This window comes from Vibrio sp. 10N.222.55.B11, from assembly GCF_041473705.1.
Taxonomy (GTDB): Bacteria; Pseudomonadota; Gammaproteobacteria; order Enterobacterales; family Vibrionaceae; genus Vibrio; species Vibrio crassostreae_C.
In genome coordinates this window covers 28033-47105 of sequence record NZ_JBFRST010000076.1, presented here as the reverse complement: position 1 = coordinate 47105, position 19073 = coordinate 28033, and the positions used below count along the sequence as shown (strand labels likewise).

Here is a 19073-nt window from a genome sequence, read left to right as displayed (position 1 = left end):
CTTATTTTTATCCATTAACCGAATTTTATTGATAATTTATGTATTTGAAAATAAATAGCCATTTAAGTCGCCGTACCCTTTCCTTTGGCCTTTTGATGGTTTTTTTGATCGTTTCAACAGCCATATCGCTAAGCTACAATCATTCAAATACTGATAAAAAACAGGCACCTAAAATAGCCAAGCCCAAAAGCATTCATATTCCAACCCCAGCTCCGACATCTGAAATGGTTTCAGGGGTTGTGAAATACTCTTTTGTCAGTTCTATACTATCCTCTGGTTTGACGAACAATGAATTAAAATCACTATTGAGTCTATTAGGTGATAATTTTGACATTATTAAATCAGTTAACAACGGTGATAAGTTTTCAATAAAAACCCAACATGATGGTACAAAAACAGAATATGTCAGTGCTTTTTACTATTTAGGTAGTGATATAGAATTTTTTGCTATGAGAGGGGCGGATGATAATATCTATAACGAAAATGGATATAAAATAAACAATGACTATGTATTCCCTCTTGCTAAGCATTATCGAGTGAGTTCATCATTCGATTTAAACAGGAAACACCCTATAACGAATCGAATTGCACCTCATTTTGGAACGGATTACGCGACACCTATTGGCACAGAGATTCATTCGTTGTCCAACGGTGTCGTTTTGAAGTCTCGATATAACCGTTTCGCAGGTAACTATTTAACCATAAAACACACTGATGGAAACTATGCGCGCTACCTTCATCTTTCAGAAAGACATGTCTTAGCTGGGGAATACATCACTAAAGGTCAGATAATCGGTCTTACTGGGAATTCAGGCCGAACAACTGGACCTCACTTGCATTTAGAGCTTTCGGTTGCTGGAGTACCAGTTAACTTCGAACAATATATCAACGCAGACAAAAGCTACAACGACCAATTTATATACATTGCTCAAGCTGAACGTAAGCAGCTAATAAAAAGCCTAGCTCAATCTGTACAATCAAACCAACCTCCAACATAGAGTTCCCCTAGTAATATTCGATTTGCCTTTGAGGCAAACCAAGCAAATACTCGCATTATTTATCTCTGAATAGGAGACTCAGATAACGCGTTGTCTCACTAACTCATTTCAAGTTGTTAGCAGTTGAATCAAAGGCTTAGCCGCATAAGTACTGCGTTCTAAATTGTAACTTAATAGTCAATTTCAATTGAACTCCCAAGAATCTTTGCGCAAATGTCTTTTTCTGTAGTTCTTCTAGGCGATATAGCGCTTTACACGCCCTATCGAACCCTTACAATGTGCAGCAAATATATTTATCAAGGTTTATCTCTATGTCTATTCAATGGTTTCCGGGTCAACTGAATTAAAATTCCAAGAACAACCAATAAATACCAAAATCAACACAAAATCAATCATTTAAATAGAGAAACCATCCCAGGACATTCCAGTAAATCCCACTCCAATTCAACATTTTGGTACCCCACCCGGTACCCCACCAGACTAGTTTGCTATACAATGGTCTCTATTTTCTCATCTATGTGATTATGATTATGGCTAAACGGATTACAGATACATCAATAAAAGCGCTCGTTATCAAAGACAAGGAATATACCTACACTGTTGAAGAGGGCTTACAGCTCCGTATTCGACCTAAACGCTCTAGTGCAGGAACTGGAACGAAAGCCTGGCAGTTTAAATATCGTCACCCTGTAACGCGAAAAGTAACCAAAATTTCGATGGGAACCTATCCTTCTTTACGACTGGCAGCCGCCAAATTAGAAGCAGCAGAGTATCGGAAACAAATTGCGGAAGGTTTAGACCCTAAGCGCCTTAAAGAAGATAAGAGAATTGAAGAGCTGCGTAAGCACAACGATAACTTTCTTGCTGTTGCAACGATGTGGTTTGAAAGAAAACGTAAATCTGTTAGCCCCTTTCATGCAGAACGAACCTGGAGAACATTGGAGAAATACGTATTCGACCATTTAGGCGCACTTCCCATAAGTGAGATCAGTCGACGTTATGCTATTGAAACACTGAGACCATTGGAAACCGACGGTAAACTATCAACTATTAAAAGAATTTGCCAAAGTCTAAATCAAATAATGGAATACGCTGTCGCAAGCGACGTCATAGCAGCTAATCCCCTAACAAAAATGATCCATTCGTTTGAGAAACACCAAGTTGAAAACATGCCCACTATACGCCCAGAGCTTTTAGGCGAATTTCTGTCTCGCTTGTCACAGAACGAAAACATCCAAGATAAAACCAAACTACTTCTACTGTGGCAGTTACATACCATCGCTCGCCCAAAAGAGGCGGCCAGAGCGCGCTGGAAGGATATTGATCTTAAAAATAATTGCTGGACTATACCTGCTGAAGAAATGAAGCGTAGGCGTGAACACAAAGTACCTCTAACCGAACAAGCAATAGATATTCTTAAATACATTAGAATTCAAAGTGAAAATAAGGAGTTCATCTTCCCGGGAGAACGAGACCCAAACAGTCATATAAGTATCTATACGGCCAATGCAGCTTTGAAGCGTAGTTTAGGGTTCAAAGATGAACTTGTAGCACATGGATTGAGGTCCATAGCTTCTACCGCGTTACATGAACAAGGGTACGATACGCTTCATATTGAGGCTTGCCTATCACACATGGACAAAAATACGACAAGAGCAAGTTATAACAGATCTGACTTTTTCGAAAAAAGGAAAGTGCTCATGCGCTGGTGGAGTGAGTATATAACGCAAGCGCATAGCAGCGATAGAATAACGTAAATGAGGTGGTTGAAATTTAATAACTCTAGTTAACTTTCGGGAGCACTCTCTATTTTAAAGAGGCCAAAACATAGAGAATAGCTGGAGTGACCCAACAACGTCTGCAGGTAAATTAAGCAACTATATAAGCGAGCTTAGGATGGTTCTGCCATATGGCAACTACTAATCTATGCCCGCAAACACATTTAATGTACGTAAAGAAAATGGGAAACAACTTCCTCTGAAAAACCAAAACTGTTTGAACGCTAGTCCAAAGGACAATAACTTAAGCAAACGAAACTAACGTGGGAAAATAATTCCGCACACCATTTTATTATGCCTTAAGGCTTGAGCGCAATGTTCAATATGCGTCCACACGTCAAATAGCATAGCATTAACAGGACAGAAACTCATGGTAGTACTTCTTGTTTCTTTGGCGAGAAGAGCATACCATTTTCAGCAGTTGGCTGCCTCTTCTACACCTTTTCATGAATGTCGCACTTATTATCTAAATCGGGTATAGAAGCTAGAAGACCAAGTGGATACCAAGAACACCGAACACAAATTATGGTAAAAAGAGACTTTGATTACTACCTATAAGTTACTGCACCGACAACTGCCATATTAAATAAATAATGGGTTGTCTCCAGTAAACAAAGAAAAACCGGCCTAAATTAGAACCTAAGTCTATTGAACACCCCACCAAAAATAAGTTCAATCAGTTAAGTGGAATGAGTCGTAGTCAATTCCACTTCTACTTGATAACCTCGTCAATGCAGAAAATTATATTATTATAACGTCATCTGATTCGCTTTAGACTTAAGTACTTTAATGCGATGGATAATTAACGTTCTCTTTTGTTTGTTTTTTATTTGTATATGACATAATTCAAGCGCAAGACCAAACACCATAGCAAAGTATACATAACCTTTATTAATATGAATTGCTAACCCTTCGGCCATCAACAATCCGCCTAAGAGAACCAAAAACAATAAAGCCAGTGTCTTAAACCCGGGATAACGCACAACCAAATTGTTTATTTTTTCCGCGGTCAAAATCATAAAAACAGCGGAAGTCAAAATAGCAGCTACCATAACAGGTATTTCAGACGTTAAACCAACAGCGGTTATAACTGAATCCATTGAAAAAACGGCATCTACCGCTACGATCTGAAGGAGTACTACAGCCAGTCCAGCCTTGGCACGAGTTGAGTAAGACGATGGTGTATGCTTCAACCATGACCAAAGTTCTTTACCACTTTTAACCAACAAGAATCCACCGCCCATAATCATAATTATATCTCGTCCGGTGAACGTTAAATCGGCTAAACTCAACAAAGGGTGAGTAAGAGACATCACCCAAGAAATAGAAAAGACCAAACCTATTCTGGTTAAAACGGCTAAACCGATCCCCAAATTACGTGCGGTTTTACGCTGCTCTACGGGAAGTCGCTCACACAGAACAGAAATGAAGACAACATTATCGACACCCAAAACGATTTCAAGAATCAGTAAGGTTGTAAATACTACCCAGATTTCGGGTTGTAGAAAGAGTTCTAACATTGTCTTGCCCTCTCAATAAAAGAAGACGATTGAATACAACGGCACCTAAAGGAGTCGTCCATAGAAATAAATTACCTCTTTGTTAACGGTTAAAAATTAATTTCTAATATCTTTTCGTTACGAATAATAGAAACAACCAGTAATAACTCAGCTAAATAATAGCTTATTCACGCACCTCGATTAAGACAATAAAAATCACAACACTTAGTCCAATGAAGACCCAATAGATCGACCTAATGATTTAAATCAACAACTTTGCCACAGAGCTACATAGGGGTCATAGAACCAATACGGCTCTCTTAATCTTAATCGCAGCGTGACAAGCTGTCGTGTAGTAAGTGCCATCACCAGACACCTCAAGGATGCTTCGGTGTGTTTGTTTAAGTAAGTTCGGGAGTGCTTCTCCATCTGTAACCGTCGATAAACTTAGCTTAGCTGCAATAATTTCATGAGTGTTTGTCTAGACTACAATATGAAGCTTTCGCTAAACTCTACGCTTGCCATCCATCCCGTGTTTTTGACTTTCCATTCGTCTTCGCCATAAACCTTAAGGCCAGTTGCATCAATGGTTAGGTGTTGGTATCGCTCCTCTCGTTTTAGTCTTAAATGAGACCTCAACTTGCTTTGTTCGATAAATCCTTGCAGAGATCTCAGTGGCATAGAAAACACTCGTTTCACTAAAAGCGTTGTCGTGATGGCCAAATCACTGTACCGACGTGATCTCCAGCGCTTATTCGGTTTACTTCGCGCCCACCTGATTATCACCTCTTCATCACTCCAAAAAGTCAGAATCGAATGAAGCTATTTATATTGTTGTTATTTGTGTAAGAAAGATAACTGATTTTCATCCTAAACCGACATGAGTAAATTAAATAATTCACAGACACCAATTAAGTCCGTATAATTATAAATACAAAGTCAACATGGGAATTAATGGTATAATGAAAAGCCATATTATTGAAATTCGCCACTTTATTACAGTAGCTCAACTAGGTAGTTTTACGCTTGCGGCCCAAGCTCTCGGTATGACAGGCTCAGCCTTAAGTAAAAGCGTTCTTCGACTAGAGAAGCAACTGGGTACAAAACTACTGCATAGAACGACTCGACGCATCGCATTAACCAATGATGGAGATTCTTATTTTGCAGATTGCCTTAAGGCAATGACGATTTTAGAGGAAGCTGAAAAGCGATTAAACAACCAACAATTACTGCCTTCTGGACGTGTTCGTCTCGACTTACCAGCTGTTCTCGGTAGAAGAGCAATTTTGCCCAAGTTGCTAGAATTAACGTCCAAGTTCGAGCAATTAGATTTATCAATCACCTTTAATGACCGTCCTACTGATTTAGTCAGCGACGGGATTGATCTTGCGATTCGAGTTGGCCACTTAGAAAACTCAGGCGATATTGTTGCGCGTAAAATTGGGGAGCAAAAAAGGGTGATATGCGCTTCACCCTCTTATTTAGCTACTCGAGAGCGTATTACCAAAAAAGAGGATCTCGCCCAACACGATTGCATCGTCGGTTGGCCTATAGGACAAAGGCATAGTTGGTTATTAAAGAATAAAAAAGGTATGAATGAATCGTTTCATATTGATGCCCGCCATGAAATAGCCGATTGCGAAGGTATCTTACAGTCAGCTTTATCTGGCACGGGTTTAGCGCAATTACCTGTCTGGCTAGTTCAAGAGCATATTGAGAAAGGACATTTATCCCCGGTATTGGAAAATATCTCAGGTGAAAGTTCACCAATAAGTGTAATTTGGCTTAAGACACCTTATATTTTACCAAAAATTAGAGTCATCATAGATGAACTCGTGGCTTTAGCGAGCTCTCACCCAAATATTTTCAATGCTTCATTAGACGAATAAACCACTCATTTTTAGTAAGAATAGTTGTACAACGTTATATATTTCTCTATCAAGCCCACTTACTGGTAACCCAAATAAAGTGGGCTCCCAATAGTATCCATAACTATTATCTCTTAAAATCTTATTAGCTGTCGTTTGATAGAGAAGCTGCGATAATTTTTTAATATTAAACAGGATTTTTCAATACAGTAATTTAGAGCCCCACATTCAGGCCTCAATTTTTACGTGTGACAATTTAATAAATGGTTTTCTGTGCTGATAAGAGCTTGGTGGTATAGTCATGCTCTTGATAAATAAAGTTCACTTCATTCGAGCATTGCTATTTATTAATATAACGATAGCTATACTTTTATGCCTCCCTCTATCTTGACATAGAAGTCTGAACTCGCGCCCAATCTATTTTCTCTTCTCCAATTGGAACTGGGAAAGATCAAAGCCGTCAATTAAGCTTAAGAAGTAACAGTATTAAATGGTATTTCCTTTATTCTTGAACATCAATCACCGACATTATGGCAGGAGCCTTATTAATATCAACACTTGGACCTGCATTGGCAGTTACAATCATAGTCTCGCCTAAATATTATTTAGCTAAAGAGATTAGTGGAATGAGTAATAATAATCCCATATACTTGAGTAAGTAAGGCTTTAGCTTTATTTTCATATTTTTATCGTGATTAATTTATATTTTCAATCATTAATTATTCAGATTTTCGTGTAGTTCTCTAATCTCAGAAAACAAAGAGACTGTAGTTTCCATACTATCTTGGTTAGTCACTACTGATATTATATCGTTACAAAAATTGTATTTTGACATGATCACGCCGCCCCGATGTGTCGAAAGGTCGTTTTCGATCTTACTATTTGTATCAATTAGCCCCCAATCAGCATTTCGATGACGTTGAAAAATTACCCACAAGTTTGCCCCTATATTTCTATCTAACAAACCATTTATACCATTTGATATAATAACAGTCCCTAAATCAAAATTGGTGGCATTACAAAAATATTGTCCACTTCCCAAAATTAACCCCATAAAATAAAATGTCAAATTATCCGTTATCTCTAGCGCTTTTTAACCATAATTCAACCTCTTTATACAAACTATCAATTGAGTCACAAATAACTGATGACTCGGATGTAACCCCCCAAAACTCGTTACTAAACACACTAATTACTGTAATAAAATACTCAGCAGTAAATATAATATCAAATTTATCCAAAGGTGAATTTAACCCATCCTTATCTCTATTAAGAGTTAATATTTCCTTATCAAAATTTACCCCTAATGCGTATCTATGAAAAATGTCTTTCACACGATCATCACTAATAATTAATGCTAATCTTTTAGCCACACTAGAGTTAAGACCGAGCAAAGTATCATGTTTTTTGGTGCTCTTAACTAAGTTTATACGTTGCTCTTCTACACTTGAACCTCCGTATATTTCAATTTGCCATTTTTTAATCTTCGATATCTCGTCAAATACTGAACTTAGAATAATAGAACTAGATACATACTTCTTCGAAAGAAAAAGTACGTAAGCTGACTCTATCAGTTCACCAACGTAAAAGATTGCCAAATTATACTCTTTACGACTTAAATGCTTCATAACACTAGCCATTATTTCCTAATAATAAACGTTCCAAAAAGATCCCACTAATTAAAAATTTCATATAAAAAAGTCAAACATTTCTTAATGAAAGATTAAAATTATTTATTTCATTAATAGGCATTGGCTTCCCAAAGACAAAACCTTGGAAATTAACCACACCCAAATCTAATAAAAATTTTAGGACTTTTTCATCTTCGATCCCTTCAGCAACTGTTTCAATATTTAACTCTTTATGCGTAAACTCGACAAGCCACTTTAAAACTTTTCTTTTTTTTTCACATTTTAAAATATCATTGGTTAAAAATCTATCCAACTTAATTACATTAATATTCTCAATATTAATTATTCTTTCTAAGGATGTATAATCTCTTCCAAAATCATCAAGAGCTAACCTTATAAAGGGAAATTCTGAGGTCAGGAAATTCATAACTTTATTTACTTTAGAAAAATCGTTTACTCTTGAGCTCTCTAATAATTCAAGATCCAAACTAGCACAATTAAAACCATCAAAAATTTTGTTTTCTGAAATTTTAAAAAATTCAAAAAAGGAAGGGTGTACATTTACACTGATGTTTTTATTTGAGAAACAACTCTCTTTTTTTAGGCTATCTCTTAACAACCTAATAATGAATATATCAAACTCATAGTTATCTTTACACTTTTCAAGTATATCAAGGGGAACATTATAAACCCCATTTTTTTTACAGCGTAACAAAGCCTCATAGCCGTATATGGAGAAAGTACCGTCCTTCTTAGCAGCTACCTTAGGTTGATAAAAAAAGACCAAGTCATTCATTATGATGAATGCACCTCTAAAAAAATTATCATAGTTGTACTTACAATAACCTATTAACTTCTTTGATAGAACTTAAAGAAATACAATTCTCTTAGTCCTAACAAGACCTAATTAGAGTTCAAAACTTGATACATAAAAAATGAACGTTTGAAATATTAACTTGCAAAGCCATAAACAACCATTTTGACAACATCGAAAACACTCCACCAAGTAATAAGGTTCCTATTCTAACCAGAGAAGTGGCACAAAGCGTTAACAGCAAGGCTGGTTTATAGATAACGGTAAGTCGCTGATCTAGTCAAGCTGAAGAGAAATAGCAGCTACATTATCAAAGTTTTTCGGTGGCTTGCTGAACAAGATTATCGTCCATTGTGAGCCTAGCAATCGAGACTGCACTAAAAGCAATCCAAACATGATAACCAACGATAGTGAGATAAATTATGAATCGTAAAGTAATTAATTAGGTAAGCTTAGAAAATAAAGTTTCGATCAAAAGAATGCCACTCTCCTTTGATCGGGCCATGCCTCCCACATCTGCACTTATGGTGGTTATTTCCTCTAAAAGTAAGAACCACCGGCATAGACGGTGGTTTTAAAAGCCAACAAAAAACTGATGCTATCGTTATACGTTTGTTTAAAATAATCTTTAGAAATCATACTTTGTACAAATAATAATCGACTTCTCATAGAGCAACAATAATTCTTTAGATACCTTCAATTAACTCTTTAACTGCATGTGCTACGTCATCTTTCCGCATTAAGCTCTCCCCCACTAGAAAACTATTAAAACCTGATTTTCTTAGTCTCAGGCAATCGTCATTAGTAAAAATACCACTTTCACTAACTAACAATTTATTTTTGGGCGTCATTTTTGACAAATGCTCACTAACGTTGAGGTTCACCTCAAAAGTTCTGAGGTTACGGTTGTTTATCCCTAACAGAGGAGACTCTAACAATAATGCTCGCTCCATTTCTTCTTGATTGTGAACTTCAATTAGTACGTCCATCCCAAGTTCAATAGCCAAACCTTCGAAATCTTTAACTTGCGAGTCACTCAAAACGGACATTATTAACAATATACAATCGCTTCCCCAAGCTCTAGATTCATATATCTGATAATAATCAAATATAAAATCTTTTCGCAACACAGGTAACTTGCAGGCTTGGCGCGCATGAGCCAAATAATCTAAAGAGCCTTGAAAACTTGGCGTGTCCGTCAGAACTGATAAGCAAGCAGCACCACCTACTTCGTAACCATCTGCTAATGTTGCCGGATTAAAATCTGACCGAATCAACCCTTTAGACGGACTGGCTTTTTTTATTTCTGCAATTAGACCAAACTTTCCTTGTTGTTCTTTGTTCATTAATGCTTTGACGAACCCACGCGTTGGTGGCTGGTCAAGAGCTATTTCCCTAACCTCTTTTTCTGGACGCGTTAATTTCGCGACCTTAATTTCTTCAAGCTTATAATTTTCTATCTTTTTAAGTATATCCATAATAACGTTTCCTTAATATAATCCATAGTAGTTTCCATATAAAAACCATTTTAACATAAAATCAAATCATCATTAGTTGTCATATGTACCGTAAGATGCTAATAAATATCAATTTAATAAAATAAAAAATAATCAACCAATCCTATTCTACCAATTGTGAATAAAGTTTAGAGTTATATTTACAAAATTTCTAATTATTCTTAATTCTATTCAGTAAGTTGGAGGGGGGGCATAAACAGTGGACCGAACCCTACCATATCAGTTAAATCAGACTCTATTGCTATTCTGGCCTGTTCGGAATGATATCGACCAGTAGAAATTATTATTCCTTTATATAAATCTCGAATAGCTATTTTAAACTCTATAGGGATTGCTGGGTCATCACCCGAATCAAATTCATCTATATGAATATAGACAACTCGCGATTTATTGAGAGATTTAACTGCTGATATATAAGTTTTTGCTGTATTTTTATCGACAGCTCCGTTTAGAGGTGCAAATGGAGCCAAGCGACCCCCTACACGGTCTTTTCCTATAGCACTAATAAGAGTATCAACAACCACATTCAAAAAAGCAGGCGATTCTCTGTAAAACCTTCATACTCATAAACGAAGGTATTGCCCTCTGATTCTATGAATTGATGAGCGAAATAGCCATTTTCTACATGTAGTTCGACACCATCAAAGCCAGACGTCATAGCAGTCAAAGCAACTTGTCGATACTTTTCAGCGATGTCGAAAATACTGTTTGTAGTTTCTTTTGGTATTGCTGCCCCGACAAACTCCTGATTACGATTTTTAGTATCAACAAAAACCTTAACACTATCTTTTTTGACTACGGAAGAAGTAATAGATTGTCCACCATCGATATTTTCGGGGTGACCACCGTACCATAATTGAGCGAAAATCACGCCACCACTTTTGTGAACTGAATCAGTGATTTTTTTCCATTCCATAATCTGTTCTTGAGTATCGAGAGCAGAAGGCAACGAATACTCTTGTTCTTTCGGATAAAACAGATTTCCCACAGCGATTCTCAATCCCGCAGATGAACGTCGAGAATAATATGTTGCCATCATATCGTTAACGAAGTTTCCGGATTTAGTGGCTTCAGAAAATGCTACAGGTGGCATAACGATACGATTTTTTAAAACAATTGAACCTAAATTAATAGGATGCAATAACACATCAACCATATCAATCCTTTCTTTTAATATCAAAAATTTAAATGCCTATTATTAAATTGACATAAAAAATAATTTTAAATGTACCATTTATATTCCAAGATAATTATAAATTATTTCATAATTATAGTATAAACACAAAGTCCCACCGAGACTCAATCAAAGTATTGAAAACCAGATAAAACCGGGTTAGCTTAACATGGACTTTTATAACTTACATAAACATATAAATATAAATATAGATAAATTGATAAAATCAATATTTCCCGACATCAAAAATATAGTTTAACTGAAATTTTTCTAAACAAGAAAAATAGCAGGGGAAAAGATTTAACATCATTATTTTTATAAATTGATAATCTTAATATTAACTGAAAGTAAATACCTGATTTTATAGTTTATTTGTTAAAATTTTTAGTAGTGGTTCTCACCAAGTCCACAACTGAGCATGTATTTCCACCTACTGTATTCTCAACCATTTTTAAATGATTTCAACATAATGGAGTATCTTCATGAAAACTAACAAGCAGATGTCTTTAACCGGCCGTGTAATATCAGGGATGGTTATAGGCGTCTTGACAGGATTTATAATTCGCACATTTTTTTCCTATAACGAGTTTATTGATTCCTATATTGTAAATGGACTATTCGAAGTCGGGGGGCAAATCTTCGTTGCTAGTTTAAAAATGTTAGTTGTACCACTAGTATTTGTTTCACTCGTTTGTGGTACTAGTTCCTTAAAAGACATATCTACATTAGGAAGAATGGGAGGGAAAACCTTAGTTTTCTATGTAGCAACAACTGCTATCGCGATTACACTCGCACTTACAATGGGCGTATTGTTTGAACCGGGATCCGGTGCCGATCTCACAGCTGCTAGTTCATTTAAATCGGTAGAAGCGCCGTCTTTAGGCCAAGTGATCATCGACATGTTTCCAACTAACCCAATAAGCGCCATGGCTGAGGGTAATACACTGCAAGTTATCGTATTTGCAGTCCTGTTTGGCATAGCCATTAGCATTTCAGGCCAACCTGGCAAACAAATTGCTGAATTATTTTCCAACTTAAATGAAGTAATAATGAAGTTGGTTGCTTTACTGATGAATCTAGCGCCATATGGTGTATTTTTCTTGATGGCAAAACTGTTCAGTGGCTTGGGTATTGGCGCAATACTCAATCTTGCTGAATACTTTTTAGTTCTAGCCGGAACCTTAATTTTACATGGTCTTGTAACGTATGGCTTAATGTTAAAAGGCTTTACAGGTTTGAATCCTGTTTTGTTTCTGCGAAAAATGGAAGATGCGATCATGTTTGCTTTTTCGACAGCATCATCTAATGCCACTATTCCGGTAACAATGGAAACTGCAAAACACCGCATGGGCGTAGCAAACCGAGTATCTTCCTTTACAATACCTTTAGGTGCAACTGTAAATATGGACGGTACTGCAATAATGCAGGGCGTTGCTACTGCATTTATAGCTCAAGCGTTTAATATTGATTTAACAATGGGCGATTATCTAATGGTAATCATGACTGCTACACTAGCATCTATTGGTACAGCCGGCGTTCCTGGTGTTGGGTTGGTCATGTTAGCAATGGTATTAAATCAAGTAGGTTTACCTTTAGAAGGAATAGCGCTAATTATGGGCGTTGACCGCCTTCTGGATATGATTCGTACAGCGGTAAATATTACAGGCGACAGCGCAGTAACAATTATTGTCGCAAAATCTGAAGGAGCATTAGACGAAGCTCGTTTCAATGATCCAACGGCAGGTTTAACTGAACACCCAATACGAAATAACTCCTAAATCATTCCTCGTTCTATTTCCAAAAAAAAAGCCTGGTAATAATATCAGGCTTCTAAAAACTAAGTTTAAATTCAATCTATATAAACGAGTGCATCCTATAAAATAAAACATAACTTCAAACCAATGAAAAATTACATGTTTCATACATAATATAAAAGCCTCTAATATATAGAAGGTCGAGTTTGATATGAATAATAAAAAAAATAAAGCTTCGTGATCATAAAAGAGAAATTAGTATTTTCAGGACCAGAATAATTGTTGTATATTCTGGAATAATCTTTCTCACTTTAATCTTAATTGGGAATTTATACAGGCTCCAAGTGATAAATTTTGAACGTTATAAAGCATTAGCTGATGGTAACAGAATAAAATTACTTCCTATTGCTCCTACACGTGGATTAATATATGATCGAAACGGTTCTTTACTTGCCGAAAATAAGATCACATATACTTTGACATTGATTCCAGAGCAAACAGTTGATGTAGAATTGATGCTACAAAGGCTTAGCAAATTCATAGTCCTAGATACAAAAAAAATCAATAACTTCAAACACCGCTTAAACAACAAACGTTCCTTTGAATCGGTGACGCTCTTAGAAAACATGAATGAAACAGAGGTCGCGAAGTTTTCGGTTCGTAAATATCAATTTCCCGGTTTATCTATCGAAGCCAGAAAAAAACGCTTTTATCCTCATGGTGAAGTCCTTACTCATGTGTTAGGTTATGTGGGAAGGATTAACAATAACGAATTGATAAAACTGGATAAAAAAGGTGTAGTGGCTAACTATCAAGCAACTAAAGTGATTGGGAAACTTGGTGTCGAACTATATTATGAACATTTACTTCACGGTAAAAAAGGGTACAGAGAAGTAGAAGTCACGAGCCAAGGCCGCATCGTTAGAACAATTAAATACATACCGGCATTACCAGGTAAAGATATCGTTCTAAACATCGACTTGGAACTACAAAATTACTTATTTCATCAACTAGCTCCGCATACAGGTAGTGCCATCCTACTAGACTCAAAAGACAACAGCGTATTAGCGATGGCATCAGCTCCTAGCTATGACCCAAATCTTTTTGTCGATGGGATATCTAATAAAAACTACCAAAAATTATTAGATGACCCTGCCCGTCCATTGATTAACCGAGCTACATTAGGCGTTTACCCTCCAGCTTCAACAATAAAACCTTTTATGGCCATCGCTGGTTTGCAAGAACGTGTAATTTCTAACAACACGATTCGCGATAATCATGGTAAATGGAAAATCCCGGGATCTGCACCAAACTCGAAAGTGTGGCGAGACTGGAACAGGTGGGGGCACGGTCCAGTAAACGTTACCGAAGCTATAGAAGAATCAGTCAATTCATTCTTTTACCAAACAGCATTTGATTTAGGTATAGACCGAATATCTTCTTGGATGAAACGGTTTGGTTTTGGTGAACCGACAGGAATCGACCTTTATGAAGAAAGTACCGCTAACCTCCCGACTCGAGAATGGAAACTGGATCGTTATCGTATCCCATGGTATCAAGGAGACACTATTCCAGTAGGAATTGGTCAAGGTTACTGGACCTCCACTCCTCTTCAGCTTGCGAAAGCTACATCCATCTTGGTTAATCGTGGCCAGGTTACAGCTCCACATTTACTTAAAGCAACGTTAAACCATGGAGAAAGTTTTAGTACACAAAAGATAATTGTACAGGCACCGATAAGAGTCATGAAGGAAGTGTCAAATAAAGTTTGGGATATTCCACTTAACGCAATGCGTCTGGTAAACCATGGTAGCCGTGGTAGCGCTAGAAATGCTTTCAAGCATGTAGAATATATAAGTGGTGGTAAATCCGGAACTGCACAAGTCTTCAATCTTGCGAAAGGCCAGGTTTATAACTCTAAAAAACTTGCGAGGAGCTTACATGACCAAGCGCTATATACTGCATTTGCACCGTACGAGTACCCACAGTATATCGCAACGGTCGTAATTGAAAATGGTAATGGCGGCTCTAAAGTAGGTGCGCCTTACATAAGAAAGTTATTAGATTTCGCTTTCGACAATCAGAAGAATGACGTTCAATAGATAGTGATAGTGATAAGTTGTTAATCGTCTATAGCTGTAGAAATAACGAAAAGCTATTTACTATCTTTCAATATGTATCGATGTTACTTTCTCTTAGTACGAACGTTCCTCCACCGATAAGCAGGGTGGAACAACAAATATTTGAGCTTTTTGTACCGACAAGTGTAAATACCCCCTTAGCAGAAATCTGATTTTAGTAGTTAGGGGGCTACATGAATTAGGGCATTAGTTTTTATGACAAAAATAATAGCCCGTATTCAAGTCCTAAGTGCGACACTTCGCCATTTAAGCAGCCATGCAAATTTCTTTGAATATAACCGCAAGTTGCTTAAAACCCAAACACTTCTCCGGCCTATAGTTAATCCTCGCTATAGCAAACAAGATAACATCATCGCCAACTTCTCTTATGTTTTTCCCTTTCGGAACATACTGACAAAGGAGTCCATTTGTATTTTCATTGGATCCACGCTCCAATGAACCGCATAGATGAGCAAAGTTAAATTCAGCGTCTAATGCTGTTGCTATCTCTTTGTGGTTCGCAAACTCACTACCGTTATCGGCGGTCAGGCAAGAACCTATTCTTGTTATCATGCACATTATTATTCTTAAACACTCAACCGCGATAATGTAAATTCTGAAAATTAAAAATCTATCGAGTGAAACGTTATTGCCCATGTCAATCAAACAACTCTAGAAAAAACTCGACATACTTCGATTATTATAAACGATACAAATATACTTACACCTACTGCGGCAGAAGAAACATCTTTGATTCGACCTATTTTAATATTTTGATTTAATTCAACAAAGTCACATAGTGCTTCTATGGCGGTATTAAACATTTCTGATACTGGACTAATACGGTCGCAATGAATACCAAACTAAAATCTAACCATTGACTGAAATAGAAAAACCCTATCATCAATATGATAAAAAGTGCTAATTTGTAAGCGACGGAAAAATCCATAAGGACAGCAAGACACCTCTAAGTTCTCTCCTAATTTTTCGAATCGGTTTAAACCTAGAGCCCCCTTATCTAATCTCATATATTCCCTTAAATAAGTTAAATAGATAATAAACCAGCCACTAATTCAAATATTATTGTTTGATATCAATTAGTTCACCTATTTCGAATTTTTATTATGAAACCAATCATCAAACAGCTTCGGTTAGTCGTTGAGTAACCAGGTACTATACCCAATCAACTTGAAGATGCTGGCTTGAACACCTGAAAATTATCATTTATTCGAGACGTCAAAGAGCTTGCGATCTCTGGAAGAGTCACGGTGCAAAATTCTCGATTGCTTCTCTGAATTCCCGTTTAGTTTTTAAATAAACGTTGTTCCTTGAATATTCGTTCATCACCTTCCAAAGCCGCTCGATTGGATTTAGATTTGGACTATAAGGTGGAAGGTAGTGAAGCTTAATATTCAAGACAAAAGCAGCATTTCTGACTAAATCACTACGATGGTACCCCGCACCATCTAAGATAATGTGGAGCTTGTGTTCCAATGGATAACGTTCTCTAATTTGGCAGAAAAATCGAACGATGCTTTCACTGTTTATGGTCTCGTAATCATTAATAATAGTGCCGCCAATGTCGTTAAGATTCAAAGCACCAATGAGGTTGAGACGACTTCGACTTCCCGTTGTTTCAACGGCTTTATCATGCCCTGTTCGTATCCAACCATGTGATATTTTGGTTGCTTGAGTAGGATGGACGGCATCAATGAATAAAATCGATTCATCTTTACTACAGCTTGCTTTGAGCGCTTCATAAGCCTCAATAAAAGCTTTCTGTTTGGTTTCATCGAATTTATGAGGTACGCCTTTGGGCATCTTGTAGCTGAAACCATTTTGGTGAAGCCACTTGTTCATCCCTGCAACACTATATTGCACTCGATAAACTGTGAAAACATGAGCAACAATCTCACGCGTATGATGATAGATGTGCACGGTTAGGTGTGTGATTAAACTTTGGGTTTGCTGCTGAGATAGGTAGTTTTTTGAGCCACCGTTTTCAGGCTTGAGCTTGTTCGATAGCGAGTAATCTTTGAGATGCTGTCTAACCGTTGTTTCATGGATAAGTAGTGCATCGGCAATTTCTTCAGGACTCCACCCGTTACTGGCATGAATAACAGCTTTGATACGGTCGCGAACTCGATCATCACGAGTTGTATCATGTTGGTTAATCAGCGTAAGCTTTTGTTCATTGGATAGAGTTATTTTCATGTCACCTAGCATGATCCTCATTTTGGCTAAAATCAAGCATCTTCAATGATCACGGGTATAGATCTTATTAACTCGTACCCAAATTTTACTAATCTAGTTTACCTAAACCTTTTAATCCCATCTAATACGAGTGCGAACAGTGATAACGTAATCAACAAATAAGTTGGTATTTCTTGTACTGTAATAGCGTCACCAATCAATAACCCAACAACAAAAATAAAAGCAGGCTCAACGTAACCAAGCAACCCAAAGACAGAAACTGACAATTTAGAGTAAGCGTACAGATAGCAAAGCATAGGTATTACAGATACGATACCTAAGCCAGCATAATATGCATAATTACCGACAGAAAGAGATAAAGAAAAGTCTAATGGATAGAGCAAGAAAAAACCGAACAAAGCCAATGGCATAAGGAATAGGTGATCTACAGCCAATCCAATATCGGTAGCTAATGGTATTGTTTTTCGGTGCATAAAATAAGCTGGGTAACCCAAAGCTATCACTAGTACCACCCAAGAGATTCCGTCGGATAAAGCATACGTATAAAGCGTACCCGACAGTGCGAGATAACACGCTAGCTTTTGATAAAAAGACAACGTTTCTCGATATACCAATCGACCAATTAAAACCATTACGATTGGCATCGTAAAATAGCCTAATGCAAGAGACAAAGTCTCTCCATTCACAGGCGCCCAAACAAACAACCAGTATTGCGGTGCAACCAAAAGTGCTGAAACACAGTATTTGGGCCACATTTTCCACACCTTTAAAGCTTGCAGTAGTAGGTGAGTTCTTTTGGAGATAAATAATAATAAGCAGAGTAACATTGTACTCCACAGTATACGCTGCACTGCTAACCAATGGCTTTCCCCCCCTGTAATCTCACTTGGGGGCAGTGGTGGTTGAAACTGGACATATACAGGTATGAATGCAAACAAAAATGAACAAAGAATAGATGCTATAATACCTTTGGTTTCTGCTGGCAAGGTTTTAATGTGGCACTTTAATGAAAAATAGAAACACGTCATGATTAATATGGCCTTTTTTACGGCGCTGCGTTCAAGAAAATACTAGTTTTTTAATTTATTGTTTTATTGGATCGTTATCAATCGAACGAACTAAAACATTAAAAATAAGTGCCACTTAGAAAATCTAAATAGTCCACGCATGCCAATTCATCTTAATTAAATTAATAAATGAGTGACTGACTGATTCTCACCCATTAAATCTATAGGTATATAAACCATTCACGCAATGCATTGCAAATAAAAAACCAACCTGGCTTATATTTTTTAATACCTTATTTAAATTAGCAATTTTTATTAAAACCAGTTTAAAATATCAACACAGAGTTATAAGAAAAATTTTCATTACAAATTTGTCTAGATATTTTTTCGGTTACCACTTTCATTCTCACTCCCATAAAATCATTACTAGTACCCTTACTACCATTTATCTTTTATTTCAAAGAATTGTTTAAAGAGCAGGCATCATAGTTCAAATCTAACCGTCAATTAAGACCACATAGAAATAAACACACAGTCCCCGCAGGACTTAATCATTAATAACAAAGTCAGACAAGTACACCCAACCTAAGCACCTGTTTTATATTGATTTGTTATATTTTAAACTGAAGTACCCTGGTAGAGAAGTGGTACAAAAAAATTAGATAGTATTTTAATTTTACATAAAAACCGCCTTGCCAA

At 36.7% G+C, this 19073-nt stretch carries 13 protein-coding genes and 3 pseudogenes; 5 read left to right on the top strand and 11 right to left on the bottom strand.

The features are described from left to right. Positions 1-38: 38 nt before the first annotated feature. On the top strand, positions 39-998 hold the full coding sequence (locus AB4503_RS23415) for a peptidoglycan DD-metalloendopeptidase family protein (protein ID WP_229647822.1): 960 nt from the start codon (positions 39-41) through the stop codon (positions 996-998). A gap of 530 nt (positions 999-1528) precedes the next feature. Then, a complete protein-coding gene (locus tag AB4503_RS23410; RefSeq protein WP_086714117.1) occupies positions 1529-2755 on the top strand; it encodes a tyrosine-type recombinase/integrase in 1227 nt (408 codons plus the stop codon). A 770-nt stretch (positions 2756-3525) separates the two neighbouring features. Here the strand turns inward: AB4503_RS23410 and AB4503_RS23405 are convergent. Further along, positions 3526-4296 carry a TerC family protein gene (locus AB4503_RS23405; protein ID WP_086714118.1) on the bottom strand — a complete coding sequence of 257 codons (771 nt, stop codon included), beginning with the start codon at positions 4294-4296 and terminating at the stop codon, positions 3526-3528. Between the two features lie 280 nt (positions 4297-4576). Next, positions 4577-5085: pseudogene (locus AB4503_RS23400) on the bottom strand (transposase); the annotation flags it as partial. Between the two features lie 152 nt (positions 5086-5237). On the opposite strand from AB4503_RS23400, the gene AB4503_RS23395 reads away from it, so the two are divergent. After that, a complete protein-coding gene (locus AB4503_RS23395; protein ID WP_228761174.1) occupies positions 5238-6164 on the top strand; it encodes a LysR family transcriptional regulator in 927 nt (308 codons plus the stop codon). 694 nt (positions 6165-6858) lie between these two features. On the opposite strand, the gene AB4503_RS23390 is transcribed toward AB4503_RS23395, so the two are convergent. The 5 genes and pseudogenes from AB4503_RS23390 to AB4503_RS23370 all read right to left on the bottom strand — a co-directional run bounded on the left by AB4503_RS23390 (position 6859) and on the right by AB4503_RS23370 (position 11198). Next, positions 6859-7185, bottom strand: coding sequence for a hypothetical protein (locus AB4503_RS23390; protein ID WP_229647823.1), 327 nt, complete (start codon positions 7183-7185; stop codon positions 6859-6861). Positions 7186-7213: 28 nt separating this feature from the next. Continuing rightward, entirely contained in the window at positions 7214-7783 is a 570-nt protein-coding gene (locus AB4503_RS23385; RefSeq protein WP_229647824.1) for an AbiV family abortive infection protein, read from the bottom strand. 61 nt (positions 7784-7844) lie between these two features. After that, on the bottom strand, positions 7845-8570 hold the full coding sequence (locus tag AB4503_RS23380) for an EAL domain-containing protein (protein WP_086714120.1): 726 nt from the start codon (positions 8568-8570) through the stop codon (positions 7845-7847). 704 nt (positions 8571-9274) lie between these two features. After that, positions 9275-10066: an indole-3-glycerol phosphate synthase TrpC gene (trpC, locus tag AB4503_RS23375; protein ID WP_086714121.1), complete on the bottom strand. Its 792-nt coding sequence runs from the start codon at positions 10064-10066 to the stop codon at positions 9275-9277. A 206-nt stretch (positions 10067-10272) separates the two neighbouring features. Next, positions 10273-11198, bottom strand: a pseudogene (locus AB4503_RS23370) (alkene reductase). 563 nt (positions 11199-11761) lie between these two features. On the opposite strand from AB4503_RS23370, the gene AB4503_RS23365 reads away from it, so the two are divergent. Beyond that, on the top strand, positions 11762-13057 hold the full coding sequence (locus tag AB4503_RS23365) for a dicarboxylate/amino acid:cation symporter (protein WP_086714200.1): 1296 nt from the start codon (positions 11762-11764) through the stop codon (positions 13055-13057). Between the two features lie 191 nt (positions 13058-13248). Then, entirely contained in the window at positions 13249-15135 is a 1887-nt protein-coding gene (gene mrdA / locus AB4503_RS23360; RefSeq protein ID WP_102333503.1) for a penicillin-binding protein 2, read from the top strand. A gap of 285 nt (positions 15136-15420) precedes the next feature. Here the strand turns inward: mrdA and AB4503_RS23355 are convergent, their stop codons facing one another. The 4 genes and pseudogenes from AB4503_RS23355 to rarD all read right to left on the bottom strand — a co-directional run bounded on the left by AB4503_RS23355 (position 15421) and on the right by rarD (position 18395). Next, positions 15421-15810, bottom strand: coding sequence for an IS30 family transposase (locus AB4503_RS23355; protein ID WP_267868993.1), 390 nt, complete (start codon positions 15808-15810; stop codon positions 15421-15423). A gap of 5 nt (positions 15811-15815) precedes the next feature. Further along, positions 15816-15977, bottom strand: coding sequence for a diacylglycerol kinase (locus AB4503_RS23350; protein ID WP_102333505.1), 162 nt, complete (start codon positions 15975-15977; stop codon positions 15816-15818). 359 nt (positions 15978-16336) lie between these two features. Then, positions 16337-17367: pseudogene (locus AB4503_RS23345) on the bottom strand (IS630 family transposase). Positions 17368-17465: 98 nt separating this feature from the next. Then, entirely contained in the window at positions 17466-18395 is a 930-nt protein-coding gene (gene rarD, locus AB4503_RS23340; protein ID WP_086714197.1) for an EamA family transporter RarD, read from the bottom strand. Positions 18396-19073: the final 678 nt, after the last annotated feature.